The following is a 25,045-nucleotide window of genomic DNA, read 5'->3' on the forward strand; positions in this document are numbered from 1 at the left end:
TCGGTGATTGGATAAAAGATGCATAACTTTCATTTTTTGATAACTATTTACCTTCAAGCACTCCCAGGCTTGCATGGAGAAAGGAACCGGGTACATCTGAAACGCTAAGCAGACACAGCTATAACGACGTGAAAGGTGAAATCATGAGCGCAAAGTAGCATGAAAATTTTTCATTCCTGATACAACTCACGCTGCGCCGCCACACCCGCGCCCGCGCGGGTTCGCCATCTAACTCAATCTGAACTGTTGCCACAAGTAAATTTCTACTGTTGCTCAAATGCTGAAAGTGACTTTGTGTGATATTCCGCTTGCCCGCAATCACTATGATCGTTGAGTGCTTCACGATCAATCCGCATTAGCTTATGCGAAACGGCAAGCATAGCCCTAAGGAGGCAGCATGAGATTTCTGAACTTAACCATCGCCAAGCGGCTCGGCCTGGGCTTTGGCCTGGTATCCCTGTTTTTGTTGCTGGTCATCGCACTGGGACTGACCAGCATGCGGCAAATCCAGGACCGCATGGATGAAGCGACCAAGGTCAACAACGTCGAAACCAGGCTGGCCCAGACTATGGACTTGACAGTAACCGAGCGGGCGCTGGCGCTGCGCAATCTGATCTTGCTGAAGGAGGAGAAGGAAATCCAGATCGAGGTCGCGCGCATCGCGGAGCAGGAAAAAAAATACGCCGCCGCCCAGCAAAAGCTGGGGGAAATGTTCGCCACGCTGGAAGGCACCTCGAGCGAAGAAAAGAGCCTGCTCGAACAGATCCGCACACAAAGCGGGCTGGCGGCCCCCTTCATTCAGCGGGCCGCCGCGCTGGCACTGGAGCAGAAGCAGGACGATGCCTACAAGCTGCTGCGTTATGAATTTCGCCCCGTGCAAAAGCGCTGGTGGGAATTGCTGCGCAACTTGATTGCCGTCGAAGAACAGCAGAATAGCGAGGCCTCCAGCATGGCCGAGGCGGCCTACAGCCGGGCGCGCCTGGTGATGCTGAGCATCGGCTCGCTGGCGCTGCTCACCAGCCTACTGGCCGCCGTGCTGATCACGCGCAGCGTGACGCGCCAACTCGGTTGCGAACCCGACGAAGCGGCGGCGATCGCCGGACAGATCGCCAGCGGCAACCTGGCCGTGCCCATCCATACCCGCGCCGGCGACACGCACAGCCTGCTGCACGCCATGCAGTCGATGCGCGACAGCCTGGCGCAAATCGTCCAGCAAGTTCACGCCAGCACCGAGACCATCGCCACGGCGGCGGGACAAATCGCCATGGGCAACCTGGACTTGTCTTCGCGCACGGAACAGCAGGCCAGCACGCTGGAGCAGACCGCTTCGTCCATGGAAGAACTGACCAGCACCGTGCGCATCAACACCGACCATGCGCGCCAGGCCAACGGGCTGGCCGAATCGGCCTCCGATGTCGCCACCAAGGGCGGCGCCGTGGTGGCGCAGGTGGTCGACACCATGGCGGCCATCGATGTCTCGGCGCGCAAGATCGTCGACATCATCGCCGTCATCGACGGCATCGCCTTCCAGACGAATATCCTGGCGCTGAACGCGGCCGTCGAAGCGGCCCGCGCCGGGGAACAGGGACGCGGCTTTGCCGTGGTGGCCACCGAGGTGCGCAGTCTGGCGCAGCGCTCGGCCGCCGCCGCCAAGGAAATCAAGGACTTGATCGGCGACTCGGTCGACAAGGTCCAGGCCGGCAACCGGCTGGTGGAACAGGCAGGATCGACCATGCACGAGGTGGTCGCCAGCGTGCGGCGCGTCACCGGCATCATGTCCGAAATGATGTCCGCCAGTCAGGAACAATCGGCCGGCATCGAGCAAATCAATATCGCCGTGACGCAAATGGACAATGTGACGCAGCAAAATGCGGCGCTGGTCGAAGAAGCCGCCGCCGCCGCGCAAGCGATGCAGGAACAGGTCAACAGCCTGAACGAGGTGGTCAGCGTCTTCCGCGTGGGCAACATCGCTGGCGGCCGCGCGGCGCCACCGCGCGTCGTCAGCCGTCCGCCACCGCCGCCACCGCCGCTGGCGGCACGGCGCCCGGCCGCCACGGCAAAGCCGGCCCGTCCGGCCGCCGCCAAGCCCAGCGAAATCGAGTGGGAACAGTTTTGAACCGGTAACGGAGGGAGTGGCACATGGGTAAACTGGAACAGATCGCCGCTGCGGGCCACGTGGAGACGCACATCTTCCCGCATGCGGGCCACATCGGCAAGGAACAGCGGGGGCCGCTGGCCGGCCAGCGGGCCGCGACGCTGTGGCTGACCGGTCTGAGCGGCGCAGGCAAGTCGACGCTGGCATACGCACTGGAAAGACGGCTGCTGGCGCAGGGCCGCCTGAGCTGCGTGCTCGACGGCGACAATATGCGGCGCCACCTGAATGCCGACCTGGGCTTTTCTCCGCGCGACCGCCAGGAAAATATCCGCCGCGGCGCCGTCGTGGCCAGGCTGATGAACGACGCCGGCATGATGGTCATCTGCGCCTTCATCTCGCCGCTGCGCAGCGACCGCGAGATGGCGCGCCAGATCATCGGCGGCGACGATTTTATCGAAGCCTACATCAGCACGCCATGCGCGCTGTGCGAGGAACGCGATCCCAAGGGACTGTACAAGAAAGCGCGGGCCGGACTGATCCCGGCATTTACGGGCGTCTCGGCGCCCTACGAAGCGCCGCTGGCGCCGGCGCTGACGCTCGATACCGGCACGCTGTCGCTGGAACAGGCTTGCGAACGGCTGTTCCAGCAGCTGTGCCCGCGCTTGCTCTGATGCCGCGCCCCCACCTGTTCGAGGAATGATGCGATGAGCAGCCACCACCCCGGCCACGGCGCCCGCCCGCGCCCCGTCATGATGATTCCCCTGCGCCGCTGCGGCAGCCATGCCCTGCGCCTGCGCCTGAACCTGTCGCCGCAGTTCTATTCACCGTATCCGCTGCACCTGGTCGATATGATGCCGCTGCTGCCCCTGTACGGCGACTTGCGCGACGACCGCGCCTACTTTCGCCTGGTGGTCGATGTGGTGGGCCTGGCGGCGGTCAGCATGGTCAAGTGGCCGGGAGTCGTCTTCGATCCGGTGGAAGTGTTCGAGACGCTGCGCGGCCAGCCGCGCAGCGTCCACCGCGCGGCATGGGAGCTGCTGCTGCGCGCGGGCAAACGCCGCCAGGCGCAGGTGGTGATGGACAAGTCGCTCGACAGCGTGCACTACGCCGACGACATCGTGCAGCTGTATCCGGACATGCTGTTCCTGAACGTGGTGCGCGATCCGCGCGCGCAAGTGGCGTCGATGAACCGCGCCATCATCCACGATTTCGACACGCTGCTCAATGCCCGGACCTGGCTGGCCGCCCACACGGCCGCCGACCATGTCGTGCAGCGCTATCCTCAGCGCGTGCTGACGATACGCTATGAAGACTTCCTGGCGCGGCAACACGAGACGCTCGAAACGGTATGTGACTTTCTCGGCATCGCCTTCCTGCCGCAGATGCTGGACGTGGCCGCGTCGGCCGAGGCGCGGCACATCGCACAGTTGTCGTCGCTGTGGTCGGCCAACTGCCATGCGCCGATCACGGCCAACATCGACAAATTCCGGCAGCAACTGTCGGACGATGAGATCAACCTCATCGAAACGCTCGCGGGCCCGTATATGGACCGCTACGGCTACGCGCGCCTCGCCCGCGGCGACGCCGACATCACGCCCGCGCTCATCGAGCTGGCCGGCGTGCGCTCGGCGCAAGGACGCGAACGCGCCTGGCGCGCCCTGGAACAGGATAACTTCCGCGACTACGCGCTGCGCCGCTGCCGCGCCGACTATCTGGCCCAGCTGCATGCACGCCTCAGCCAGAGCGCCAGCGCGCCGGGCAGCGGCACCATCGTCACGCTGGATCCACTCGATCCGGACACGTTTGTCGTCGATGACTGACAGGCTGGCGCCGACTACCTGCTCCGCAGTGACACGCGTCGGCAAGCCGCGATCCACGTTCTTTGTTTTCTAAAAACAACAATTACTATATCGATCGGCAATGTCCACTAGAATAGTGAACATATGAAACATCTGATTAGCGCGCCGGTCGCCAGCTTCACCGATTTGTTGCTCGACGCCGTGTGCATGGTCGATGTCAACGGGCGCTTTGTCTTTGTCAGCGCCGCCTGCGAACGTATCTTCGGCTACACCCAGGAAGAAATGATCGGCATGGTCATGCTCGACCTGGTCGCGCCAGCCGACCGTCAGCGCACCATCGCGGCGGCGCAGGCCATCATGGACGGCCATGCCCAGGTCCACTTCGAGAACCGCTACACCAGGAAAGACGGGCGGGTCGCGCACATCATGTGGTCGGCCCGCTGGTCCGCCACCGACCAGCTGCGCGTGGCGGTGGCGCGCGATATCACGACGCTGAAACAGACGCAGGCGAAGCAGGCGGCGCTGTACGCCATCTCCGAGGCGGCGCATGCGACCGAGGAACTGCCGGCCCTGCTCCAGCGCATCCACCAGATCGTGCGCGAACTGCTGCCCGCCTGCGGCCTGACAGTCTCCCTGCTCGACGAGCACGGCCAGCACTTGCACCATGCGCAGCAGGGACTGGACGGCGCGCCGGCAACGCACGCCGCGCTGGCGGGCCTGCTGTGCGAAGAAGTGCAGCGCAGCGGCCGCACCTTGCTGATCGAACCCGGCCAGCTGGCCGGCTTGCCGCCCGCCTTGCAGGCTGCCGCCGGCGACCTGCTGGAATACTGGCTGGCCGTGCCGCTGCAGTCGTCGCGCGGCATCATCGGCGTGCTGGTATTGCAAAGCGGCCAGGGAACTGCCACAGGCAACGAACACGAACTCGATTTGCTGCAATTCGTCGCCAAGCAACTTGCCATCGCCATCGAGCGCAAACAGCTGCAGAGCCGCATGCACTTCATGGCCATGCATGATGAACTGACCCGCCTGCCGAATCGGCGCCTGTTCCATGACCGCCTGCAGACGGCGTTTGCGCGTGCCCAACGCCAGGATGGCCGGCTGTCGCTGCTGTTTCTTGACCTGAACCGCTTCAAATCAGTCAATGACCAATACGGCCATGCCTGCGGCGACCTGCTGCTGCAGGCCGTGGCAAGCCGGATCAGGGCTTGCCTGCGCGAGACCGATACCCTGGCCCGCCTGGGCGGCGATGAATTTGTGGTGCTATTGGAAAACAATCCACTGTCGCTCGATGTGACGCGGATCGAACGGAAAATCCACGCGGCGCTGGCCACCGCGCTGCGGCTCGGCGATGGCCGCCACCTGCGCATCAGCGTCAGCATCGGCGTCGCGCACTATCCGGACGACGGCGATACCATGCAGCTGCTGCTGCGCAATGCGGACCGGGCCATGTACGCATCGAAGACGGGCGCCACCGACCGCTAGCGGGTGCCTGCTTCTGGCGACAATGCCCCTATGCTATACTTTCTGGCGATGCTAAAACTCTTCAAAACATGGCTGATCCTGCTATTGATCACGGCGATGCCGCTGCAAGCGGCAGCAAGCGGCGCCATGCGGGCGTGCGCGCCACTCGCGGCCTTCCCTGACGCGATGCTGGCAGCGAACTGCCAGCATCACGCTGCGCAGTCATCCGCCGTCCCCCACCACGCCGATACGCAAGAAGAAAACAAGACCCCTGCCAAGCATCCGGCTTGCGGCGTTTGCTCGATTTTTTGCCTGGGCGCGCTGATGCCGCCCTGCCTTTCCCTGCCTGCCGCAGCCTGCACCGGCGCGCAACAAGTCACCATCGCAACGGCCACCTTGCTGACAGGATTCATTCCTGACGGCCCGCGCCGGCCGCCGCGGCCGCTTTCCGCTTAAAGTCCAAGCTCGTCCCAGGCAGGCCACCCGTGTGGCCACGATAGCCCTTATTCGTCTGAAAGCAACACATGATCAAACATTTCTTATTGCGCGGCGCCTGCGCCGCCATGCTGGGCCTGCCCCTGCTCGCCACGGCCGCCGCCCCCGTCATCGACGTCTACAAAAGCGCGTCGTGCGGCTGCTGCACCGCATGGGTCAAGCACCTGGAAGCGAACGGTTTTACCGTGCGCGCCAAGAACGTCGAGATGCCAGCGCAATATCGCCAGCGCGCCGGCATACCCGACCAGTTCGGCTCCTGCCACACGGGCATCGTCAACGGCTACGCCATCGAAGGCCACGTGCCCGCCAGCGACATCAAGCGCCTGCTGCGCGAGAAACCCCAGGCGAAAGGACTGGCCGTGCCGGCCATGCCGATGGGCTCGCCAGGCATGGAAGGACCGCGCAATGATCCCTACGACGTGTTCCTGGTGAAAGCCAATGGCACTACGGTCTACCAGCACTACAAATAAAGGCAGGGAACAATAAAAAACGCCGCCGGGATGGCTCCCGGCGGCGTTTTTTTGTCAGGCAGTAATGACCTTACCGCCTGTCAGGACTGCATCAGATACTGTCGAGCACCGCATTCAGGCTGGCGCTCGGACGCATCACCGCTTCCGTCTTCGCCGGATCAGGCAGGTAGTAGCCGCCGATATCGGTTTCCTTGCCTTGTACCGCTTTCAGCTCGGCAACGATCTTTTCTTCGTTGTCGGCCAGGGCTTTGGCCACTGGCGCGAAGTGCGCCGCCAGTTCCGCATCGTCCTTCTGCGCTGCCAGGGCTTGCGCCCAGTACATGGCCAGGTAGAAATGGCTGCCGCGATTGTCGAGCTCGCCAGTACGTGGCGATGGCGACTTGTTGTTGTCCAGCAGCTTGCCGGTGGCTTCGTCCAGGGTTTTCGCGAGGACTTTGGCCTTCGCATTGCCCGTCTTGATGCCCATGTCTTCCAGCGACACGGCCAGGGCCAGGAATTCACCCAGCGAATCCCAGCGCAAATGGTTTTCTTCCACCAGTTGCTTGACGTGTTTCGGTGCCGAACCGCCGGCGCCCGTTTCGTACATGCCGCCACCGGCCATCAGCGGCACGATCGACAGCATCTTGGCGGACGTGCCCAGTTCCAGGATCGGGAACAGGTCGGTCAGGTAATCGCGCAGGATGTTGCCGGTCACCGAGATGGTGTCCAGGCCACGGAAGGCGCGTTCCAGCGTGTAGCGCATGGCGCGCGTTTGCGACATGATCTGGATTTCCAGGCCGCTCGTGTCGTGCTCCTTCAGGTACACCTGTACCTTCTTGATGACTTCGTTCTCGTGCGGACGGTAGGAATCGAGCCAGAACACGGCCGGCATGCCCGAGTTGCGCGCGCGCGTCACGGCCAGCTTGACCCAGTCGCGGATCGGCGCGTCCTTGACCTGGCACATGCGCCAGATATCGCCCTCTTCGACCGTTTGCGTCAACAGCACTTCGCCCGTTTCCAGGTCGGTGATGTTGGCGGTGCCACCTTCCGGCACTTCAAAGGTCTTGTCGTGCGAACCGTATTCTTCCGCTTGCTGCGCCATCAGGCCCACGTTCGGCACGGTGCCCATGGTCTTCGGATCGAAGTTGCCATGCCATTTGCAAAAACCGATCATTTCCTGGTAGATGCGCGCGAAAGTCGATTCCGGCATGACTGCCTTGACGTCTTTCGGACGGCCGTCGGCGCCCCACATCTTGCCGCCGATACGGATCATGGCGGGCATGGACGCGTCGACGATGATGTCGTTCGGCGAATGGAAGTTGGTGATGCCCTTGGCCGAATCGACCATGGCCAGTTCCGGACGATTCGCGTGGCAGGCGTGCAAATCTTTCAGCACTTCATCTTTTTGCGACGCTGGCAGGGTCTCGATCTTGTCGTACAGGTTGCTCATGCCATTGTTGACATTCACGCCCAGCTTGTCGAACAGTTCGGCGTGCTTGGCAAACGCGTCCTTGTAGAAAATGCGCACGCAGTGGCCGAAGACGATCGGGTGCGAGACCTTCATCATGGTCGCCTTGACGTGCAGCGAGAACATCACGCCCGTCTTGAAGGCGTCGTCGATTTCCTTCTCGTAGAACTCCAGCAGCGCTTTCTTGCTCATGAACATGCTGTCGATGATTTCGCCCGCTTTCAGCGCAACCTTCGGTTTCAGCACGATGGTCTTGCCCGAGGCGGTGACCAGTTCCATCTTGACATCGCGCGCCTTTTCCAGGGTCAGCGATTTTTCGCCATGGTAGAAGTCGCCATGATGCATGTGCGAGACGTGGGTTTGCGACGCCTGGCTCCACTCGCCCATCGAATGCGGGTGCTTGCGTGCATACTCTTTGACAGCCTTCGGTGCGCGGCGGTCGGAATTGCCTTCACGCAGGACCGGATTGACGGAGCTGCCGATGCACTTGCCGAAACGGGCCTTCAAGGCTTTTTCTTCTTCCGTCTTCGCGTCTTCCGGATAGTCGGGCAGCTTGTAGCCACGGCTTTGCAATTCGCGCACGCAAGCGATCAATTGGCCTTGGGAAGCGCTGACGTTCGGCAATTTGATGATGTTGGTGTCTGGATTCTGGGTCAGTTTGCCCAGTTCAGCCAGGGTATTCGGGACTTTTTGCGCGTCCGTCAGGAATTCGGGAAACTCGGCCAGTACACGCGACGCCACCGAAATATCCGTGGCGACGATATCCACGCCAGCCGGCGCGGTGAATTTTTTGATGATTGGCAGCAGGGAATACGTCGCGAGCAGCGGCGCCTCGTCAGTCAGCGTGTAGATGATTTTGGATTTTTGTGTTGCCATGTTCATTCCCTTGTATGCGGTGATGCCTGGTGGTTAACTTTCTTCATTCCAAACACAGGACGGTTAGCCTTGCTTTGGACGGCTAGTGTGCCGGCGGTGACGCCGTGCTTGCCCACCACGTATTTTAGACTGTCCTGCCGCTGTTTGTGTATCCGATGGCGACGAATCTTATATAAGACAGCAAATATCTGATGGCGCCGGGCCAGAACGGCCATTTTCGGCCTTGAAATGGGCGCAGGAGAATAGCACGGCATGTATGCGGCCACGAAAAATCATTCAATATTGACAATATTCAAATGGGAGCGACGTCACGCCCGCTCGTTCCTGACGATGCCGCGCACTGCTGATCAACAACACCCGGAACCCGGCGCTATCGAGCCAGCAATTGCCGATGTTATGTTAGTTACTCTCCAGGAATTATTCCAGGGGTGCATCAGCATTGACGGCACGTTTTCAAGAAAGCTGGCCGTGAACGTCAAGTCGCGCCCCTGTTTTTCGCCCACCGCGAGCGGTCAGGCGGCCAAGCGGCGCACTGCCGGCTTGCGGGCGGCCCGCGAGAGAGCCGCCTTGATGGCGACATCACCGGTATTGCGGCTACCTTCGGGATCGGCGCTGAGCTGGAAGACGCCGACCACCTCGGCCAGCATCTGCGCTTCTTTCTGCAGCGATGCGGCGGCGCTGCTGGCTTGTTCGACCATGGCGGCGTTCTGTTGGGTCGCTTCGTCCATCTCGCCTACGGCCTGGTTGACCGATTCGATGCCGGTGCTTTGTTCCTGGCTGGCCAGGCTGATCTCTGCCATGATGTCGGTGACGCGTTTTACGCTACGCACAATCTCTTCCATCGTGGTGCCGGCGTCGTCAACCAGGCGCGCGCCGATATCAACCCGCTGCACCGAACTGCCGATCAAGGCCTTGATTTCGCTGGCGGCCGAGGCCGAACGCTGAGCCAGGTTACGCACCTCGGTTGCCACGACAGCAAAGCCGCGGCCCTGCTCTCCGGCGCGCGCCGCTTCCACGGCGGCATTGAGCGCCAGGATATTGGTCTGAAAGGCAATCGAGTCGATCACGCCGATGATGTCGACAATTTTCTTGGACGATTCATTGATTGCCGCCATAGTCTCGACCACTTGCGCCACCACGGCCCCGCCACGTACCGCGACTTCGGATGCGGACTCGGCCAGTACATTGGCCTGCCGCGCATTGTCGGCATTCTGACGCACGGTGCTGGTTAATTCTTCCAGAGACGATGCGGTCTCTTCAAGCGTTCCTGCCTGGCGTTCGGTGCGCGATGAGAGATCCAAGTTTCCGGCTGCGATCTCGGTCGACGCGCTGAAAATTGTTTCGGTGCCGGTCCGCACCTGCGCCACGATCCCGACCAGATTGTCGCGCATTTTTTTCATGGCGAACAGCAGGCTGCTGTGGTCGTCTTTCGCTGTGTGAATCGCGACGGACAGGTCGCCAGCAGCGATGCGGCTAACGATACTGACCGCATAATCCGGTTGTCCTCCGAGTTGCCGCAGCAGCCCGCGACCGATATACCAGGCACTGCTTACGCCGGCGGCAATGGCAACCGAACACAGCAGTAGCATCCAGGTGAAGAAGCTGCTGCTCAGCGCGCGGGCGCCGGCGGTAGCGTCCTGGCTCATCTTCTCTTCCAGGTCGATCAGTTTATTCACCGACGCCAGCCAGTCAACGAAGGCAGGGCCGACCTGTTGCGCCAGCAGGCTGGAAGCCTGCGCAAATTGCTCGGCACTACGCAACTCGATCACCTTGGCGATCAACGGTTGTACGCGGCGCTCGGTGTCCTTGATGCTGCTCAAGGCTGCTTTTTCATCGGCAGTCACGGCACCGGCAAACAAGGCATCGAGCGGGGCCGCCGATTGCTGGTATTTGTCATCAAGCGCCTTGATTTTGTTCACCTGCACCTGCACGGCGGCGGCGTCAGTGGCCAGCACCACGTCGCGCACGGCAATCGCACGGTCGTGGACGCTGCCGCGGAAGTTGATCGCGTGGCGCTGTTTGACGTTATTGACATCGTTGACGCGGCTGAGCGTCTGATCGATGCTGCCGACTCGATTCATGGCCAGGCCGGTGAGTAAGATTGTCAGCGCGAAAGTGATGCCGAAACCTATCGCCAGGCGGGTGCCGACGGTTTGAGTGGAATTGTTCATTCAAGTCTCTATGTGGTTTGCAGGACAGAGCGATAAGGACGCCATTGTCCGATCAATGATGATTCTTTGCGGCAACGTCTTTGGCGAGCAAATAGGCGTTGCAAATTTTAAATTTGCAACATTTAATTTTTTGCAATGGATACGCGCGCGGAAAGACAGGATTTTTCTAACAAGTGTCAATTGATGCAGGACGGCAACTGCCTCTCTGTTTGCCAACCGCTGGTGGAGCCGCGTTGTGTGTTTTCGCCGATGAAAGCCGGGCACCCAGCGGCCTGATGGCCCACCCAGCCTTGCCTCATGCCTGGCTGGCGAAGCTGGTGGCGAGCAGGCTCGCAGCGGCGACGACGGACAATTGCAACCTCAGCGGCAAATACCAGATGGGCAAGCCGGCATGCCTGAATAGCCGCCAGTCCTGGAAGTAATGGACGCCAAAGCCGGTGGCCAGCAAGGCACTGCCCGCAAGCGGGTCAAGCGCCAAGGCCACCCAGGCCAGCAAGGCGGGAATCACACTCCAGGCAAAGCAGACGTTGCGCTTGCGATCACTGACGAATTGCACGCTCATGGCGAACCCCCAGTGCAGAGCGCCGACAAAACTGAGGATCACAGCGCCGTATTGCAGTGATAATTGCTGCCAGACACCGCTACGCTGCGTATCGAGCCAGCTCGCCGCCAGTAAGGCAAGGAACGGTATCAGGCCAGCGTAAGCGAGGCAGGCAACGAGGCGCGGCGTGCGGCCCCGGCTCATTTGACGCGCCCGCTCCAGTTCGTCGGCCGCAGCGGCCTTCAATGCCAGCTTGTTCATGCAACCCTCTTTGTTTGTCAATGTTGTGCGGCGTTGATCGCTACCTGAGCGGCCATTGCACGATTGTAGCTATAATGAACCGCATAGTCCAATATATATAGGTTCAATGTAGGTTCATCACAACAAGTACTCACTACCTAAAGAGGTCAAGCCATGCCCAACCCTGCCGAAAACGGCAATACGACAACTGTTTTTTTTGATGGCTCCTGTCCTTTGTGCCGTTGGGAAATCAGCCTGTATCAAGGTGCTGTGCCGACGACCCCCATCGAATGGGTCGATGTCAGCGATTCCAAGCTGAGCGCAATCGCGGGTTGCCGTTGCCAGGAGTTGATGGCGAGATTTCATGTGCAAACGAAGGACGGCGCCATGCTGAGCGGCGCGGCGGCCTTCGTTGCACTATGGCTGCTCTACCCGGCCTGGCGCTGGCTGGGGAAATTGGGCGCATTGCCCGGCATGCAAACGCTGCTGGAGTTGCTGTATCGTGGCTTCTTGCGCCTGCGTCCCAGCCTCCAGTGGCTAGTCAGACAATGCGGCACTGACTAGCCACTGTAGTGTCAGTCCTGGCATCGATGTCGGCACGGTGCAACCCGGGTAGAACAGACGCCCTCATGGTGAAAGCGCATGCTGACAGTGCCATATCTCGATGCATAGAACCGATAATGAACCGCTTTTTTATCAGACGGACGCACACCAAGCTGGACACCTACGATGCAGGGCGCTAAGCTAGGTCAAGATGGCGTGCCAGGAACCATGTCAGGAAACAGATAGGTACACCCCCCACCCTTGAATGGAGCAGCATGCCATGATGTCCAGTCTTCCTGATCAGTTTCACGCGCTAGTGCTTGGCGCGTCGGGCGCGATCGGCGCCGCATTCGTCGACCTGTTGGGCGCCATGCCACGCTGCGCATCCGTGTGCGGCCTGCATCGCCATTCGACACCACGACTCGACTTTGCCGACGAAAACAGCATTGCCGAGGCAGCACGAGAACTTGCCACCAAGCCGCCCTATCACCTGATCATCAACGCCGCAGGCATGCTGCACGACGGCAATCTCATGCCGGAGAAACGCCTGGCGGACCTCAATTATGAGCAGATGCAGGCAATTTTCCAGACCAACACCATGGGGCCGGCACTGCTCATGCGCCATTTCTTGCCGCTGCTCGACGGTGAACGCGCCATCATGGCCATGTTATCGGCGAAAGTGGGCAGCATAGGCGACAATCAGCTAGGCGGCTGGTACAGCTACCGCGCCTCGAAAGCCGCGCTCAACATGCTGGTCAAGACGGCAGCCATCGAATTGGCGCGTAACCAGAAGCACAGCGTGCTGGTCGCGCTGCATCCGGGCACCGTCAACTCTCGCTTGTCGCGGCCATTTCGCGGTGAGCTTATCGGACGTCCCGCGCATGACGCCGCCAGCGACATGCTCAGCGTACTCAACACCCTGAGGCCGTCTGACAGCGGCACATTCCTGGCATACGACGGCACGCGCCTCTCCTGGTAGTACGCAGCGCGCCGGCACGCGCGCCAAGCTTAAGCGGAGCCGGCAATGATGCGTTGTGCCAGTGCATGACCGCTAAGCCAGGCAGCCTCCACTGTGCCACCGTTCAGCCAATCGCCGCACATCCCCAGACCCTGCCCTGCCTCCCATAGGCAGACATCGTGACGCGCCTGCGGCGTGCTGGCATAGCGCCAACGGTGTACGCTCCAGCGTTGCGGCACCTGGCCGCCCAGACTGATAAAGGCGGCAAGCAGCTGCGCGGCAATGCTATCGGCATCGAGCTCAATGTGCGCCTCGCTCCATTCGGCACTGGCATGCAACAGCCAGCTTTCGCGACCGCTACGGCCAGGCTTGGCGCTGTCGCGTGCCACCCAGCGCAGCGGGCCGGCGTTGAGGAAACCCGCATTGAAGCCCAATGCCAACGGCTGCGCATACTCGAGCATCATTGCCCAGCAGCCTGCCATATTTGTCCCGGCCGCCAGCGCGGCCTGCAATGGCGCAGCCTGGCCCAGCAGTGGCACCGCCTGCGGCGCCGGCACCGCAAGCACGACCATGTCATAACGATGCGCAAGTGGCCCCTCATCCTGCACATGCAAGCGCCAAGCGTTGTCTTCACGTTGCAACGCACTGATCGCCATCTCTGTGTGCAATGCCAGATCGGCGGCCAGCCACGCGCCGATAGACGACATGCGCGGAACGCCGACAAAGCGCTCGACCGGTGCACCGCCGCTGCATCCGTCGGCATCGAGGCCGCGCAGCTGCAGCTGCCACTGCGCAGCCACGCCGGCCCGCTCCCAGCGGCTCACCTCGGCGCGGAATTCAGGGTGGCGCGCGGTAAAATACTGTGCGCCATGGTCGCATTGCCAGTCGGCGCCGCGCCGTGTGCTCATGCGCCCTCCCGCGCCGCGGCTCTTGTCAAACAGAGTGACCTGGAAGCCAGCCTGACTCAAGGCAGTGGCACAGGCCAAACCGGCGATGCCGGCGCCAATGATGGCGATGCGAGAAGAGCGCATCATGAGATGCTCAGTCTTCTGCGCAGCAACTTGCACGGCTGCAAACGCAACACCGTTGCCGCGCGGCCAGACAGGCGCCAGGCTGGCGAGTGCCATGACATATGCGGGCGGCACGGGGCTTTCGTGATGGTGGAATACGGCATGGTGCTCCTGATAAATGATGACTTTGCGCTTACAGGCCCGCCGGCAAAGGCAGCGCCTCCGCCCGGGCAAGCCGCAACAGCGCTTCCTCCAGAACCATGCGGGCGGTAGCGGCGGCGTGCCCTAACTGCTCATGCAACAGCGCGTCGTCCACATTGCGCGACGAGCATTGTTCGCTGTAACGCTCGAAGCTGTTGATCATCAACAGGATCTCCGTCAGATGGCGCGGGCATTCACAGTGGACAGTACTGCTGGCCGCCGCCAGCTCCGCCAACGCCCGGTCGTCGAAGCGGCGCGGGGCCGGCGCCGCCGGGCGCTGCCGCGCAAGCTGAGCTTGCGCCAAGGGCAACGCAGCCAGCGCCGCCTGGCACAGCAACACTATTTCTGCAACATCGTTGGGTACGCGCGCAACCAGGCAGCCCTGAGCGCGCAACTGGCGTATGGTCGCGCTGGCGCCGAAACGGTACAACACCACCACCGCCATCCCCAGTTTTTGACGCAGCGCGCCAATCGCCGGCACCACGCGCTCATCGAGTTCCGATATTTCCATCAACAGCAGTTGCGCGCCGGTGCCAGGCCATGTCGCTGCCGCCTCGTCCAGATTCTGAAAGTGGGCGACGATATCGAGCGCCAGTAACTCTCGCCCGCCGACGGCCAGACGTCGCGCCAGAGCCGTGCCCATCAGTGCCAGGCGCATAGGCTGCAAAGGCTGCAAGGGCGCGCCAGGCTCCGGTACCAACGCAAACTGGCCTAATTGTTCCAACTGCAGCTTCGCCAGCGCGCCAATTGGATGGCCCTGGTCGACCAGTTGCTTCATCAGCCGCAGCCGACGAACCTGATCCTCGGAATACAAACGCTGGCCATGCGCGCTACGGCCGGTGTCGGAGATGCCGTAACGACGCTCCCACACGCGCAACGTTTCAACCGGCAAGCCAGCGAGTCTGGCGGCGACCCCGCTGCGATATTGAACAGGCTGACTGTTGTCGGACTGAGGAGGAAGTAAGGATTGCACCATAAATCGAACCGATAATGAACCTGTAATCCCTGATTATATCGCGCAAGCGGCAGATAACAGACGAAAATCGCCGAAGACACCGCTACAAATCCAGTTCATCACCACGCCAACTCCCCGTGAGCCGGGAACAGACCCGACTGTTTTTCAAGTGAAATGCAACAACATTGAACATGAACCCGCCGCAAGCGGCCGATGCCGCGACAGCTTCGGTGCAGAGGCGATGGCGCGTCGCCCTTAGGCCCGACCAAGGACGGCAGCGCCAGCCATCAACTCGTCGACCAGCGAGAGCGAACTGGCTCCGCCAAGCGCGAACGGATCGAACTCGGGCAGCATCGAGTAGCGCAGCAGCGTGCCCGGGTTGAGCTTGTCGAGGTTGGTCTGTCCCATCGTCCAGCCAGCGTAGCGACGCTCGCTCATTTCTGCGTAGTGCAGCAGTGTGACGCCTGTGTGTCGTGTATCGGCGAGTATGCGGGCATACAGGATATTGACCTGTTCACGTCCGCCTTCGATCAGCTGCAGGTAAAACCGTTCGCTGTGGCACAGGACGCCGGTTATGCCGCTCGGTGGATTGTGGCGGCGGGACTGCTGGAGTATGGCGCCGATGGTAGCGGCATCGATAGTGCCCGCGGCGCGGCTGGCATAGAGTAGACGGACGAGCATGGAAACTCCTTTGGACGGTGGATCAGCGTTTGATCAATGAGAGGAACTCCCGCCGCAGCGCGGGGTCCTTGAGGAAAGAACCGTGCATGACGCTATTGATCATACGCGCGTCATTGTCCTTGACGCCACGCCACTGCATGCAGAAGTGATCGGCCTCCATGATCACGGCCAACCCGTCCGGCTTGACCTTTTCCTGCAGCAGTTCGGCCAACTGGACCACGGCTTCTTCCTGGATCTGCGGACGGCTCATGATCCATCCCGCCAGCCGCGCATACTTCGACAGGCCAATCAGGTTGGAGTGCTGGTTGGGCATCACACCTATCCATACTTTGCCCATGACCGGGCACAAGTGGTGCGAACAGGCGCTGCGCACGGTGATCGGGCCGATGATCATCAGCTCGTTCAGGTTGGCGGCGTTGGGAAATTCTGTCACGGGCGGTGGGGGGATGTAACGCCCGCCGAACACTTCCAGCAAATACATCTTGGCCACGCGGCGCGCCGTGTCCTGCGAGTTGTGGTCGTTGGCGGTGTCGATCACCAGACTCTCGAGCACGCCCTGCATGCGCAGACTGACCTCGTCCAGCAGTTCATCCATTTCGCCGCTTTCGATGTAGTCGGCGATATTGTCGTTGGCGTGGAAACGGACACCGCTTGCCATCAAACGGGCGCGTATGCGTTCGGAGGCAGGTGTGCCGGCAACCCGGTAGTCAAGCTGCTTTTCATTCGTCATGGGAATTCCTTGTTGTTGGTAGTGCGTTGTAGCGTTTAGCCGAGCAGGGACGGGTTGCGCTGCCAGATGCTGAAGCACAGCCCCCCGGCGAAGCTGACCCATGCCAGATAGGGCCATAGCAGCATGGCGGCGAGGCGTTCGCGGCGGCCGAAGAGTACGATGGTCGCGGCGATCATCAGCCACAACACGACGATGCACGCAAACGCCGCCGCGCCCAGATGCCAGGCAAAGAATAGCCAGCTCCACAGTGCGTTGACCGCCAGCTGCGCCAGATAGAACAGCAGCGCCGGGCAGGCGCGGGGTGCAGCGGCACGACCGACGCGCCAGGCGGCGATGGCCATCATCAGATACAGCAAGCTCCACACGGGACCGAACAGCCAGGCGGGCGGTGCCCAGCCGGGGCGGTCCAGCTGCGCATAAAACACGGCCGCGTGGACGGAGGCGAACGCGCCCAGCGCTGCAAAAGCGGCGGTCAGCGCGAGCCAGCCGGCCAACTGAAGCAATGCGCCCCGCTTCATGGACTTGGCCCCGTTCATGCCTTCCTTCCCTTTGTTGCTGCGTCCGCCGCGTACAATTGGCCCGCCCGTCCAACGGTGTCCGGGGTCAGCGTGGCATACCATGCCAAGAGTGGTTGAGTATCGTTCATTTTTCCAGCAAAAAGTAAGTGATGGCGATGGGCCGGTTCAAGGGGCGCATGCGCGCCTGCCGAACCTCAGCACGAGCTGGCCCAGGCGCCACAGCGACTAGGCCTTCTGCAGCAGGAATTGAACAACATCGGTGCGTCCCTCGTCAAAGGCAGCTTCGCAATAGGCGAAGTACATATGCCAGATCCGCATGAAGGGTTCGTCGAAGCCCAGGCCCGCGATCTGCGGATGGTGCAGGCGGCAGCGAGCATCCCAGCGGCGCAGCGTTTCGGCGTAGTCGCGGCCGAAGGCGTGGCGTTCGACCGGGCGCAGGCCGCTGCGGGCCGCCTGGCGTTCGAAACGTTCGACGCTGGGCAGCATTCCGCCGGGGAAAATGTACTGCTGGATGAAATCGGTGCTGCTGCGGTAGCGCGCAAAATGCTGTTCGCCGATGGTGATCGACTGTACCAGCGCCTGTGCACCGGGCTTTAGCCGCGCCGCGACGGTGCGGAAATACTGCGGCCAATACTGCTCGCCCACGGCCTCGAACATTTCAATCGACACCACGGCGTCGTACTCGCCACGCAGGTCACGGTAATCGCACAGCTCCAGCTGCACGCGGTCGTTCAGCCCCAACGCCTGCACGCGGCGCTGCGCCACCTCCAGCTGCGACGGCGAAATCGTCACGCCATGCACGTGGATACCTTGTTGCGCGGCCTGCTCAGCAAAGCCGCCCCAGCCGCAGCCGATTTCCAGCACGCGCTGGCCGGGCCGTAGCTGTAGCGTGTCGATGATCCGCTGGTACTTGCGCCGCTGGGCGTCCTGCAGCGTCAACTGGTAGTCGCCGTCGAACAGCGCGCTGGAATACGTCCAGCTGGGATCGAGCCAGAGCTGGTAGAAATTGTTGCCGATGTCGTAATGCGCGTGGATGTTGCGCATGCTGCCCTTGCGCGTGTTGGGGCGCAGCCAGTGCCGCAGCCGGTACCAGCAGCGCGCCAGCGCACCGCCGAACACCAGCTGGTTCAGCGACGCTTCGTTGCGCAGCGCCAGGCGCAGCAGCGCGGTCAGGTCCGGCGTGCTGACCCAGCCAGCCGCGTAGGCCTCGGCAAAACCGATGTCACCGGCGCGCAGGATGCGCTGGCAGGCGCGCCAGTCGTGCAGCTTGAGCGTCGCGCCGGAAGCGGCATGGGCGTCGCCGAATACCATGCGCGTATCGCAGGGGGTGATCAGTTCCAGGTGTCCGTGACGGATATTGTTCAGTAGCCTGAGGAAGAACCGTGCGCCGATGGGGGCGGACAGCGTGGCGGTAGATAATGTGCGATTCATCGGGCAGGCTCCTGGTGCACGGTGGTTTGATGAGAGGGGGCAGGCGGCTTGCTGAAAAACGGAACGTGTTTCAACCAGAGCCTGAACGCCTGCCAGTGAATGCGGAACACGATGCCCAGCCCCAGCAGCGGATAGCGCAGCAGGGCGCCAGCCAATGCGCTGTCGGTCATCGGCACGGGACGCCCGCTCAGCGCAGTGCGCAGCAGCACGCCGCCAGCGTCGTGATAGTCCAGCCCGGTGCAGTGGCTGGCGCCGTCCAGTCGGAAGCGAAAGCGGTAGTGCCCCTTGACCTCGCAGAACGGCGACACGTGCATCTGCTTGTCGGCAATGGCCGTGGCCGAACCACCGGCCGTGTGGGCGATGCGCATCAGGTAGCGGTGGCTTTCGCCGAAGGTGTTGTTGACCTCGGCCAGCACGGCGCGCAGCTGGCCAGCCGCGTCGTGGCAATGCCAGAAACTGACGGGATTGAACACATAGCCAGCCACACGGGGAAAGGTTTGCAGCCAGATGTCGCCGTCGGCGTCGATGTGGTGGTCGCGCAGCAGAGCGCGCATCCATTGCTCCAGACTCGATCCATCGCGCGGGCCATAGTCGCGTCGCCGTATCGACAGCGGCCGCCAGCGGTCCACGCCGAACCAGCGCGTATCACATTCGTCCAGCCGGGCCAGGTTCAAGCGCACATAAAAGAGCGGATAGACGAAGCGGTGCGGCGCCGGACGCAGGCGCACATGCGTCACCTGGCCGTACAACAGTTGAGCGGTAGCCTGCTTCATGGCAGCACACTCCATGCTGGCGCCGTGTCGAATGCCGCGGCGATGCGCAGTGCCGATTTCAGGCCGTCTTCGTGGAAGCCGTAGCCGGTCCAGGCGCCGGCAAACCAGACACCGCCCTTGCCCTGGATTTGCGCCAGCTGCTGCTGGGCGCGCACGGTAGCGAGGTCCATCACCGGGTGGGCGTAGTCGAACGTGGCAAGCAGTTTGCTTTCGGCCGGCAGCGTGTGCGGATTGAGCGTCACGATCACCGGTGCCTCGAACGGCAATGCCTGCAGCTGGTTCAGCCAGTAACTCACACACACGGGACGCTGTCCATCCGCCTGCGCGCCCGCCAGGTAGTTCCAGGCCGACCAGACCTTGCGCCGCCGTGGCATAAGATTCGTGTCCGTGTGCAGGTAGGCAGTGTTGGGCTGGTAGCGCACGCCGCCGAGGATGGCGCGCTCTGTCTGACTGGCGTCGTGCAACATGGCCAGCGTGGTCGGCGCGTGGGTAGCGAACACGACGGCGTCGAACTCGTCGGCGTCCGCGCTATTGCTCCACACCTGCATCCTGCCTGCGCTGCGCCGCACGGAAACCACCGGCGTGTTCAGACGCATGTCAGGCAGCGTGGCGGCGATCTTGTCGACATAGTGGCGGGCTCCGCCTGCGACCGTGCGCCACTGCGGACGGTCGTTGACCTGCAACAGACCGTGGTTGAGACAGAAACGCAAAAAGGTCGCCGCGGGAAATTGCAATATATCGCTTGGCGAACTGGACCATATTGCCGCCGCCATCGGCAGCAGGTAGGCGTCGCGGAAGCGCGCGCCATAGCCCTCCCGCTGCAAAAGCTGTCCCAACGTCAGCACCGTCTGGTTCGAGCATTGCAGAAAGCGCTCCGCGTTGCGGTTGAAATGCAGGATGTCCCACAGCATGCGCAGGAAGGAAGGTGAGCCGGCGTTGCGCCGCTGCGCAAACACGGTATCGAGGCTGGAGCCTGCCCATTCCAGCGCTCCGCCATCCATGGACACGCCGAACGACATGTCGCTGGCGATGCTGTCGACACCCAGCTCGCCGAACAGCGCCACAAGGTTGGGATAGGTGCGCTCGTTATAGACCAGAAAGCCCGTATCGACGCCGTGGCAGCGCCCTTCCAGCGTCACATCCACGGTGTTGGTGTGGCCGCCAAGATAGCCGGCGGCCTCGAACAGCACGACGTCGTGCTTGCGGTTGAGGAAATAGGCGCTGGCCAGACCTGAAATGCCGGAGCCGATGATAGCGATGCGTTTGCGTGGCGGGTTCATGTAGTTTTATTGATTATTCTGACCATTTTTTACTGGCGTGCTAATATTACTACCTCCAAATAATAAAAGCTACTGATTAGTATCAAAAATTACCAATGAGTATAATTCCAAGACTAAGCTTTAAAAATCAAGCATTTAAGCTGCGCGAGAACGCCATTCTGGATGCCGCGACGGCAGTACTGAGCCAAAAAGGCTATGACTTGATGACCATGGATGACGTCGCCGGTACGGTCGGCATCTCCAAACCCAGCCTTTACAAGCACTTCAAATCAAAGGAGGAGCTAATCGGTGAGGCGCTGATACGACTGCTCGACGGCGCGCTCGAGTATGTCGCCGCGCTGGACACCGCACTCGGTCCGCTGCAGAAATTGTCAGCCCTGCTCGAGTGGGCGCTGCGGGTGCGCCTGGGCGGCGGACTGCCGTTCCTGCCATCGACCAGCCCGCACGTGCGCGACATGTTGATCCGCAATGTGAAGTACATGCTGCGAATAATGAAACTGAACCGGCAGCTGGAGGCCCTGGTGAAGCTGGCGCAGCAGCAAGGGCAATTGAACCGCGAACTGCCCACCGACGTCATACTCTTCAGCTATTACGCTCGAACCTGCGACCCCGCGGTCGAGTATTTGCAAAAATACAGCAAGATGGAGCCTGAGGATATCGTGCGCCATATGCTCAAAGTCTCGTTTGAAGGCTTGAAGTGAAACAGACTCAAGCACCCTACCCGCACTGCGTCACCGGCGCCTGAAAAAGATGTATGCCAAGGAGCGCTTGAAAGCCGAGATCGTCGCGAAAAACCGCTGCCGCTGGCCATGCCTGCACAGATCAACGAGACCTGGTCGATGGACTTCATGCACGACCAGCTCGAGGAGATGAGGATTTTGCAAGCCGCTGGCTATGGACTTGCAATCCCGCCCGGCCCAACATGGCACCTGGCGGCATCACACCAAAACAGAAGCTTGCCCTGGCCGCTTAACCTCAACTTTTAGCGCGCGCTAAAAATGGGGGAATTACCATCCCAGTCAATGAAACCATTCGCTGCAGGCGCCCCTCGGAAGCGGGGACTGCGTTGATCGTCGTCGCGTGGCTCGCCACGCGTCCTCCTCACGCCTTGTCCGCGCTCCTGATGAACTACCCGCAGAAGACGCTCACTACGGGCATAGGCTGTTAGCAACAGCGTGTCGGAAATAGGCGGCCTGGTCTGTCGAAGAATTTGACAGCCGCCACAGCAGCTACTGCTTTCCCACAATAATGTTCTCTATGAATCAAGAACTTGCGTCTCTTGGCCCTGTTTTTGCTCTGACACGTGCTGCAGGAAAGACCTGCCTGCGAGGCCTGTCTTGCCCCTTGCTCGCAGCACTTTGAAAGAGGACACCATGAACACCTTTGCTCGAACAATCGCGGTGGCATGCGCGCGCTGCCGCTGCTACGGCGGCGCTGCGCTGGCCGCCGCCAGCCTGCTGATGGCGGCAACGGCCGCTGACGCAGCATCGCCCCGCACCGACCTGCTGAGCGGCGCCGGCCACGGGTGGCTGGCCAGCCCCAATGGCGTCAACGGCTGGATCCCCGCCTATGGGCCCTATCCCAATCCGCACACAATGCCCAATCCCTTCCTGAATGCGCAGGGGATACATGCCAACCTGATGTGGTACTGGCCCGGTCCGGGCGTTCCCGAAGCCGGCAGCCCGCCGAGCACCGCGTATTTCCGCCACCAGCTCCACCTGGAACCGGAAAATGGGATGAAACCGCAAATCGTCGCGCTGGTGGCGGCGGACGACAGTATGACCCTGACGGTCAATGGCATTCCAGTCGGCAGTTACCAGTTGTCTGCAAATACGATGCACAATGGTCAGCCAGCGGCCGTGGCGATGGATCTGACGCCAGCATTGCGGCTCGGGGATAACCAGATCGACATCCGGGCGACCGATAATGGTGTCTATCACTGGGTATTTTTTGACAGCTACAACATTAACGCCTCCACAGAACAGGTCCTGGAGCAGCGGGCGCCCGCACAGATCAGCCTGACCGGCGACAAGGACAACTTCCATCCCGATGACCTGGCCGATACGCCCTCCAAGTCGCAGCACGTGCTCGACCTGCAGGACAAGCTCATGCCGACGCCGCCCATCGACCTGGACCAGCCGGCAATGAATCAGTCAGTGGGACTGACGCATGACATCACCGTGCCGGAAGGCGCCATCATCACCTCGGCTACCGTCAAGTTGCATATCAGGATGACGGGCGACATCGTCGACAACGACATCATCCTGTTTAACCAGAGCATTATCACCGACCAGGGGCTGTCCACCAGGGTGATTTCCCTGAATGACCTGCTGGGCTTTCCGCCGCAAGCGGGCACTACCTACGACCTGATCTGGAACCTGGCGAAGACCCCGCTGCGCAATGTGGCCCCCCCTGTCGTGACCGGACAGCCCGACCAGGTGGTCAACCTCCTGCCCATGCTGGCAATCGACAAGCACCTGGACGTGCTGCTGACGGACGACACCATGGTCGATTACTCGGAGCTGAGCATCACCTACACCAGCGTCAGCGCCGCGGCGGGCGACCTGAATAACGATGGCGCGGTCAACCGCGACGACCTGAACATATTGCTGCTGGGCCTGAACACCCTGGCGTCGGGTCCGAACGACCCGCGCGACCTCGACCATGACGGGCGCATCACCGCGCTCGACGTGCGCAGGCTGGTAGCGAGCTGCAGCCAGCCCCTGTGCATGTAGGCAGGTACTTTCAAGCCGGCCCTACCCGGCCGGCTTACTCCATTTTCGGGAGATTTAATCATGAAGAAGTTATTGACTGCAGCAATGTTGTGGCTGGCGTGCCTGAGCTGTGCACCAATGGCGCAGGCGCTGCAAATGACCCTGGTGCCACGCGGCAGCTACCAGATCGCGCCGGGCGGCATGCTGCTGGTTGACCTGAACATCGCCGGCCTGCAATCGGGTGGTCTGAGCACGGAGCTTGGCGCCTTTCACCTGGATCTGTATTACGATCCTGACCTGCTGTTCTATCTGCCAGGCGCGCCATCGGGCTGGGGCACTGCGCTGGGCCAGACGGGCGGCGGCGCCCAGGCGCTGGCATTCGCCGACGCCAGCACGCCAGGCCTGTTGCACCTGGACGAAGTGTCGCTGCTCGACGGCCTGACGCTGGGCCAACTGCAAGGCGACGGTTTCCGCCTGGCCACGCTGGCCTTCCAAGTGAAGGTGCCGCCCTTTCCCGCACCGGCCAATACGATCCTGTTCGCCGACGACATTCTGCTCGGTGATGCTGGCGGCAATGTGATTCCGGCGGCACTGGACCAGGTACCGATCCTGATATTGCAGGTCGATGAACCGGGCACACTGGCACTGCTGGCCCTGGGGATGGGAGCGCTGGTCTGGCAACGGCGCCGGGGCCGCCTTTTGCCCGGGCGCACCTAAGTGGTGGCGGCCCGTCAGCGGGGACCAGAGGATAAGCTGGCAAGTATACGCCGCAGCAAGGCGCACCACGCCAGGGTCGCCGCTGCCACCACGCAGCACGGCAGCAACGGCCCTGTCGCGGGAATGGCAAAGGCAAACAGCTGCCGCAACCCTGGCACGCCCAGCACCACCAGCAGCAAGGACACGGCCGCGCCGATGGCCGCTTCCATGGAGTCGAACGCTTGCCGGCGCCTGGCCGCACGCGTAGGCCGCCCCTTCCGACCACAGGCGGCGCAGCCGCATGCGTCTGCTGGTCAGGGTGCCTGTTTTATCGACGCACGACACCGTCGTCGCCCCCAGCAATTCGATGGCCGGGATGCTGCGTGCCAGCACCTGTTCGCGCCCCAGGCGCCCAACTCCAGGCACAGCATCAGGATCAGCGGCACGATTTCGGCCAGCAGGCGCCAGTAGCCCAGCGGGCGCGTGGCAGGCAGTTCGTTCGGACCGTCTGCGGCAAGGCGCGCCGCCGCCTCGGCGGTCGCCCATCCGCCGGGATGCGGGCACTGCGGCAGAAGGGTCATCCTCCTGTGTCGGGCATGCGTACATCATGGCATACGGCTGGCGCAAGGCTAAGTAGGGAGCGTCTTCTGCTGGCAGTTCATCAGGAGCGCGGACAAGGCGTCAGAAGGACGCGTGGCGAGCCACGCGACGACGAGGCAAGTCATGCATGACGGCCAGTCCCCGCTTCTGAGGGGCGCCAGCAGGGGATGTATTCATCTACTGGGATAGGCTCTTAGCATCACCCCTTTAAAGGTGTGTCGTCACAGATGAGATAAAAACGGCACTCTTTGTAGCAAACATCATCTAACTGGGACAGGAGGACACTGCCATGATGATGAATGCTGTGGTATCGCACTGCGCAAAAATCAGCCCGCTGACTGTAATGGCAAGGCTGGCGCT

The 25,045-nt window shown here is 61.8% G+C and carries 24 protein-coding genes; 11 read left to right on the forward strand and 13 right to left on the reverse strand.

Going from position 1 to position 25,045, the window contains the following annotated elements:
- Positions 1 to 397: 397 nt before the first annotated feature.
- The 6 genes from ACP7DW_RS06350 to ACP7DW_RS06375 all read left to right on the forward strand — a co-directional run bounded on the left by ACP7DW_RS06350 (position 398) and on the right by ACP7DW_RS06375 (position 6,320).
- Entirely contained in the window at positions 398 to 2,116 is a 1,719-nt protein-coding gene (locus ACP7DW_RS06350) for a methyl-accepting chemotaxis protein (RefSeq protein ID WP_426054397.1), read from the forward strand.
- A gap of 23 nt (positions 2,117 to 2,139) precedes the next feature.
- Positions 2,140 to 2,766 carry an adenylyl-sulfate kinase gene (gene cysC, locus ACP7DW_RS06355; protein WP_426054398.1) on the forward strand — a complete coding sequence of 209 codons (627 nt, stop codon included), beginning with the start codon at positions 2,140 to 2,142 and terminating at the stop codon, positions 2,764 to 2,766.
- 33 nt (positions 2,767 to 2,799) lie between these two features.
- On the forward strand, positions 2,800 to 3,915 hold the full coding sequence (locus tag ACP7DW_RS06360) for a sulfotransferase family protein (RefSeq protein WP_426054399.1): 1,116 nt from the start codon (positions 2,800 to 2,802) through the stop codon (positions 3,913 to 3,915).
- Positions 3,916 to 4,038: 123 nt separating this feature from the next.
- Positions 4,039 to 5,376 (forward strand): diguanylate cyclase domain-containing protein, encoded by a 1,338-nt coding sequence (locus tag ACP7DW_RS06365; protein WP_426054400.1) that lies wholly within the window; start codon positions 4,039 to 4,041, stop codon positions 5,374 to 5,376.
- A 30-nt stretch (positions 5,377 to 5,406) separates the two neighbouring features.
- Positions 5,407 to 5,811, forward strand: coding sequence for a hypothetical protein (locus ACP7DW_RS06370; RefSeq protein WP_426054401.1), 405 nt, complete (start codon positions 5,407 to 5,409; stop codon positions 5,809 to 5,811).
- A gap of 68 nt (positions 5,812 to 5,879) precedes the next feature.
- Entirely contained in the window at positions 5,880 to 6,320 is a 441-nt protein-coding gene (locus tag ACP7DW_RS06375) for a DUF411 domain-containing protein (RefSeq protein ID WP_426054402.1), read from the forward strand.
- Between the two features lie 91 nt (positions 6,321 to 6,411).
- Here ACP7DW_RS06375 and ACP7DW_RS06380 read toward each other — a convergent pair whose 3' ends face one another.
- From ACP7DW_RS06380 to ACP7DW_RS06390, 3 genes are all read right to left on the reverse strand, one after another.
- Positions 6,412 to 8,643 carry an NADP-dependent isocitrate dehydrogenase gene (locus ACP7DW_RS06380; RefSeq protein ID WP_298405816.1) on the reverse strand — a complete coding sequence of 744 codons (2,232 nt, stop codon included), beginning with the start codon at positions 8,641 to 8,643 and terminating at the stop codon, positions 6,412 to 6,414.
- A gap of 512 nt (positions 8,644 to 9,155) precedes the next feature.
- Positions 9,156 to 10,814, reverse strand: a complete 1,659-nt coding sequence (locus ACP7DW_RS06385; RefSeq protein ID WP_426054403.1) for a methyl-accepting chemotaxis protein — start codon at positions 10,812 to 10,814, stop codon at positions 9,156 to 9,158.
- Positions 10,815 to 11,109: 295 nt separating this feature from the next.
- Positions 11,110 to 11,616 (reverse strand): DUF3429 domain-containing protein, encoded by a 507-nt coding sequence (locus ACP7DW_RS06390; RefSeq protein ID WP_426054404.1) that lies wholly within the window; start codon positions 11,614 to 11,616, stop codon positions 11,110 to 11,112.
- Between the two features lie 153 nt (positions 11,617 to 11,769).
- On the opposite strand from ACP7DW_RS06390, the gene ACP7DW_RS06395 reads away from it, so the two are divergent.
- Together ACP7DW_RS06395 and ACP7DW_RS06400 are read left to right on the forward strand one after the other, a co-directional pair.
- The gene (locus ACP7DW_RS06395) at positions 11,770 to 12,159 is read left to right on the forward strand and encodes a thiol-disulfide oxidoreductase DCC family protein (protein ID WP_426054405.1); all 390 of its coding nucleotides are present in this window, start codon (positions 11,770 to 11,772) and stop codon (positions 12,157 to 12,159) included.
- A gap of 262 nt (positions 12,160 to 12,421) precedes the next feature.
- Positions 12,422 to 13,117, forward strand: a complete 696-nt coding sequence (locus ACP7DW_RS06400) for an SDR family NAD(P)-dependent oxidoreductase (protein WP_426054432.1) — start codon at positions 12,422 to 12,424, stop codon at positions 13,115 to 13,117.
- A gap of 29 nt (positions 13,118 to 13,146) precedes the next feature.
- On the opposite strand, the gene ACP7DW_RS06405 is transcribed toward ACP7DW_RS06400, so the two are convergent.
- The 8 genes from ACP7DW_RS06405 to ACP7DW_RS06440 form a co-directional block, all read right to left on the reverse strand.
- Entirely contained in the window at positions 13,147 to 14,223 is a 1,077-nt protein-coding gene (locus ACP7DW_RS06405; protein WP_426054406.1) for an NAD(P)/FAD-dependent oxidoreductase, read from the reverse strand.
- 76 nt (positions 14,224 to 14,299) lie between these two features.
- A complete protein-coding gene (locus ACP7DW_RS06410; RefSeq protein ID WP_426054407.1) occupies positions 14,300 to 15,283 on the reverse strand; it encodes a MerR family transcriptional regulator in 984 nt (327 codons plus the stop codon).
- A 234-nt stretch (positions 15,284 to 15,517) separates the two neighbouring features.
- A complete protein-coding gene (locus tag ACP7DW_RS06415; RefSeq protein WP_426054408.1) occupies positions 15,518 to 15,943 on the reverse strand; it encodes a BLUF domain-containing protein in 426 nt (141 codons plus the stop codon).
- Positions 15,944 to 15,965: 22 nt separating this feature from the next.
- Positions 15,966 to 16,673 carry a GTP cyclohydrolase I gene (gene folE, locus ACP7DW_RS06420; RefSeq protein WP_116744653.1) on the reverse strand — a complete coding sequence of 236 codons (708 nt, stop codon included), beginning with the start codon at positions 16,671 to 16,673 and terminating at the stop codon, positions 15,966 to 15,968.
- Between the two features lie 35 nt (positions 16,674 to 16,708).
- Positions 16,709 to 17,209: a TspO/MBR family protein gene (locus tag ACP7DW_RS06425; RefSeq protein WP_426054409.1), complete on the reverse strand. Its 501-nt coding sequence runs from the start codon at positions 17,207 to 17,209 to the stop codon at positions 16,709 to 16,711.
- 207 nt (positions 17,210 to 17,416) lie between these two features.
- Positions 17,417 to 18,622: a class I SAM-dependent methyltransferase gene (locus tag ACP7DW_RS06430; RefSeq protein ID WP_426054410.1), complete on the reverse strand. Its 1,206-nt coding sequence runs from the start codon at positions 18,620 to 18,622 to the stop codon at positions 17,417 to 17,419.
- Entirely contained in the window at positions 18,619 to 19,395 is a 777-nt protein-coding gene (locus tag ACP7DW_RS06435) for a DUF1365 domain-containing protein (protein WP_426054411.1), read from the reverse strand. Before ACP7DW_RS06435 ends, ACP7DW_RS06430 begins: the two co-directional genes overlap by 4 nt.
- Entirely contained in the window at positions 19,392 to 20,675 is a 1,284-nt protein-coding gene (locus ACP7DW_RS06440) for an NAD(P)/FAD-dependent oxidoreductase (protein WP_426054412.1), read from the reverse strand. Before ACP7DW_RS06440 ends, ACP7DW_RS06435 begins: the two co-directional genes overlap by 4 nt.
- Before the next feature lie 95 nt (positions 20,676 to 20,770).
- On the opposite strand from ACP7DW_RS06440, the gene ACP7DW_RS06445 reads away from it, so the two are divergent.
- The 3 genes from ACP7DW_RS06445 (at position 20,771) to ACP7DW_RS06455 (ending at position 24,106) form a co-directional block, all read left to right on the forward strand.
- Positions 20,771 to 21,376 (forward strand): TetR/AcrR family transcriptional regulator, encoded by a 606-nt coding sequence (locus tag ACP7DW_RS06445; RefSeq protein ID WP_426054413.1) that lies wholly within the window; start codon positions 20,771 to 20,773, stop codon positions 21,374 to 21,376.
- Positions 21,377 to 22,048: 672 nt separating this feature from the next.
- On the forward strand, positions 22,049 to 23,410 hold the full coding sequence (locus tag ACP7DW_RS06450; RefSeq protein WP_426054414.1) for a hypothetical protein: 1,362 nt from the start codon (positions 22,049 to 22,051) through the stop codon (positions 23,408 to 23,410).
- Positions 23,411 to 23,470: 60 nt separating this feature from the next.
- The gene (locus tag ACP7DW_RS06455; protein WP_426054415.1) at positions 23,471 to 24,106 is read left to right on the forward strand and encodes a PEP-CTERM sorting domain-containing protein; all 636 of its coding nucleotides are present in this window, start codon (positions 23,471 to 23,473) and stop codon (positions 24,104 to 24,106) included.
- A gap of 14 nt (positions 24,107 to 24,120) precedes the next feature.
- Here the strand turns inward: ACP7DW_RS06455 and ACP7DW_RS06460 are convergent, their stop codons facing one another.
- Both ACP7DW_RS06460 and ACP7DW_RS06465 read right to left on the reverse strand, forming a co-directional pair.
- Positions 24,121 to 24,315, reverse strand: a complete 195-nt coding sequence (locus ACP7DW_RS06460) for a hypothetical protein (RefSeq protein WP_426054416.1) — start codon at positions 24,313 to 24,315, stop codon at positions 24,121 to 24,123.
- A gap of 84 nt (positions 24,316 to 24,399) precedes the next feature.
- Positions 24,400 to 24,666: a cation-transporting P-type ATPase gene (locus tag ACP7DW_RS06465; RefSeq protein WP_426054417.1), complete on the reverse strand. Its 267-nt coding sequence runs from the start codon at positions 24,664 to 24,666 to the stop codon at positions 24,400 to 24,402.
- Positions 24,667 to 25,045: the final 379 nt, after the last annotated feature.

Origin of the sequence: Janthinobacterium sp. PSRC1-1 (assembly GCF_049897525.1) — a bacterium.
In the GTDB taxonomy this organism is placed as follows: domain Bacteria; phylum Pseudomonadota; class Gammaproteobacteria; order Burkholderiales; family Burkholderiaceae_D; genus Janthinobacterium; species Janthinobacterium tructae.

Coding starts and splice junctions, on each gene's coding strand:
- ACP7DW_RS06410 (WP_426054407.1), bottom strand. CDS start 15,283: ATGGTGCAATCCTTACTTCCTCCTCAGTCCGACAACAGTCAGCCTGTT.
- ACP7DW_RS06405 (WP_426054406.1), bottom strand. CDS start 14,223: ATGGCACTCGCCAGCCTGGCGCCTGTCTGGCCGCGCGGCAACGGTGTT.
- cysC (WP_426054398.1), top strand. CDS start 2,140: ATGGGTAAACTGGAACAGATCGCCGCTGCGGGCCACGTGGAGACGCAC.
- ACP7DW_RS06385 (WP_426054403.1), bottom strand. CDS start 10,814: ATGAACAATTCCACTCAAACCGTCGGCACCCGCCTGGCGATAGGTTTC.
- ACP7DW_RS06360 (WP_426054399.1), top strand. CDS start 2,800: ATGAGCAGCCACCACCCCGGCCACGGCGCCCGCCCGCGCCCCGTCATG.
- ACP7DW_RS06395 (WP_426054405.1), top strand. CDS start 11,770: ATGCCCAACCCTGCCGAAAACGGCAATACGACAACTGTTTTTTTTGAT.
- ACP7DW_RS06460 (WP_426054416.1), bottom strand. CDS start 24,315: ATGGAAGCGGCCATCGGCGCGGCCGTGTCCTTGCTGCTGGTGGTGCTG.
- ACP7DW_RS06400 (WP_426054432.1), top strand. CDS start 12,422: ATGTCCAGTCTTCCTGATCAGTTTCACGCGCTAGTGCTTGGCGCGTCG.
- ACP7DW_RS06365 (WP_426054400.1), top strand. CDS start 4,039: ATGAAACATCTGATTAGCGCGCCGGTCGCCAGCTTCACCGATTTGTTG.
- folE (WP_116744653.1), bottom strand. CDS start 16,673: ATGACGAATGAAAAGCAGCTTGACTACCGGGTTGCCGGCACACCTGCC.
- ACP7DW_RS06425 (WP_426054409.1), bottom strand. CDS start 17,209: ATGAACGGGGCCAAGTCCATGAAGCGGGGCGCATTGCTTCAGTTGGCC.
- ACP7DW_RS06375 (WP_426054402.1), top strand. CDS start 5,880: ATGATCAAACATTTCTTATTGCGCGGCGCCTGCGCCGCCATGCTGGGC.
- ACP7DW_RS06445 (WP_426054413.1), top strand. CDS start 20,771: ATGAGTATAATTCCAAGACTAAGCTTTAAAAATCAAGCATTTAAGCTG.
- ACP7DW_RS06450 (WP_426054414.1), top strand. CDS start 22,049: ATGAACACCTTTGCTCGAACAATCGCGGTGGCATGCGCGCGCTGCCGC.
- ACP7DW_RS06370 (WP_426054401.1), top strand. CDS start 5,407: ATGCTATACTTTCTGGCGATGCTAAAACTCTTCAAAACATGGCTGATC.
- ACP7DW_RS06435 (WP_426054411.1), bottom strand. CDS start 19,395: ATGAAGCAGGCTACCGCTCAACTGTTGTACGGCCAGGTGACGCATGTG.
- ACP7DW_RS06465 (WP_426054417.1), bottom strand. CDS start 24,666: ATGACCCTTCTGCCGCAGTGCCCGCATCCCGGCGGATGGGCGACCGCC.
- ACP7DW_RS06415 (WP_426054408.1), bottom strand. CDS start 15,943: ATGCTCGTCCGTCTACTCTATGCCAGCCGCGCCGCGGGCACTATCGAT.
- ACP7DW_RS06390 (WP_426054404.1), bottom strand. CDS start 11,616: ATGAACAAGCTGGCATTGAAGGCCGCTGCGGCCGACGAACTGGAGCGG.
- ACP7DW_RS06430 (WP_426054410.1), bottom strand. CDS start 18,622: ATGAATCGCACATTATCTACCGCCACGCTGTCCGCCCCCATCGGCGCA.
- ACP7DW_RS06350 (WP_426054397.1), top strand. CDS start 398: ATGAGATTTCTGAACTTAACCATCGCCAAGCGGCTCGGCCTGGGCTTT.
- ACP7DW_RS06455 (WP_426054415.1), top strand. CDS start 23,471: ATGAAGAAGTTATTGACTGCAGCAATGTTGTGGCTGGCGTGCCTGAGC.
- ACP7DW_RS06440 (WP_426054412.1), bottom strand. CDS start 20,675: ATGAACCCGCCACGCAAACGCATCGCTATCATCGGCTCCGGCATTTCA.
- ACP7DW_RS06380 (WP_298405816.1), bottom strand. CDS start 8,643: ATGGCAACACAAAAATCCAAAATCATCTACACGCTGACTGACGAGGCG.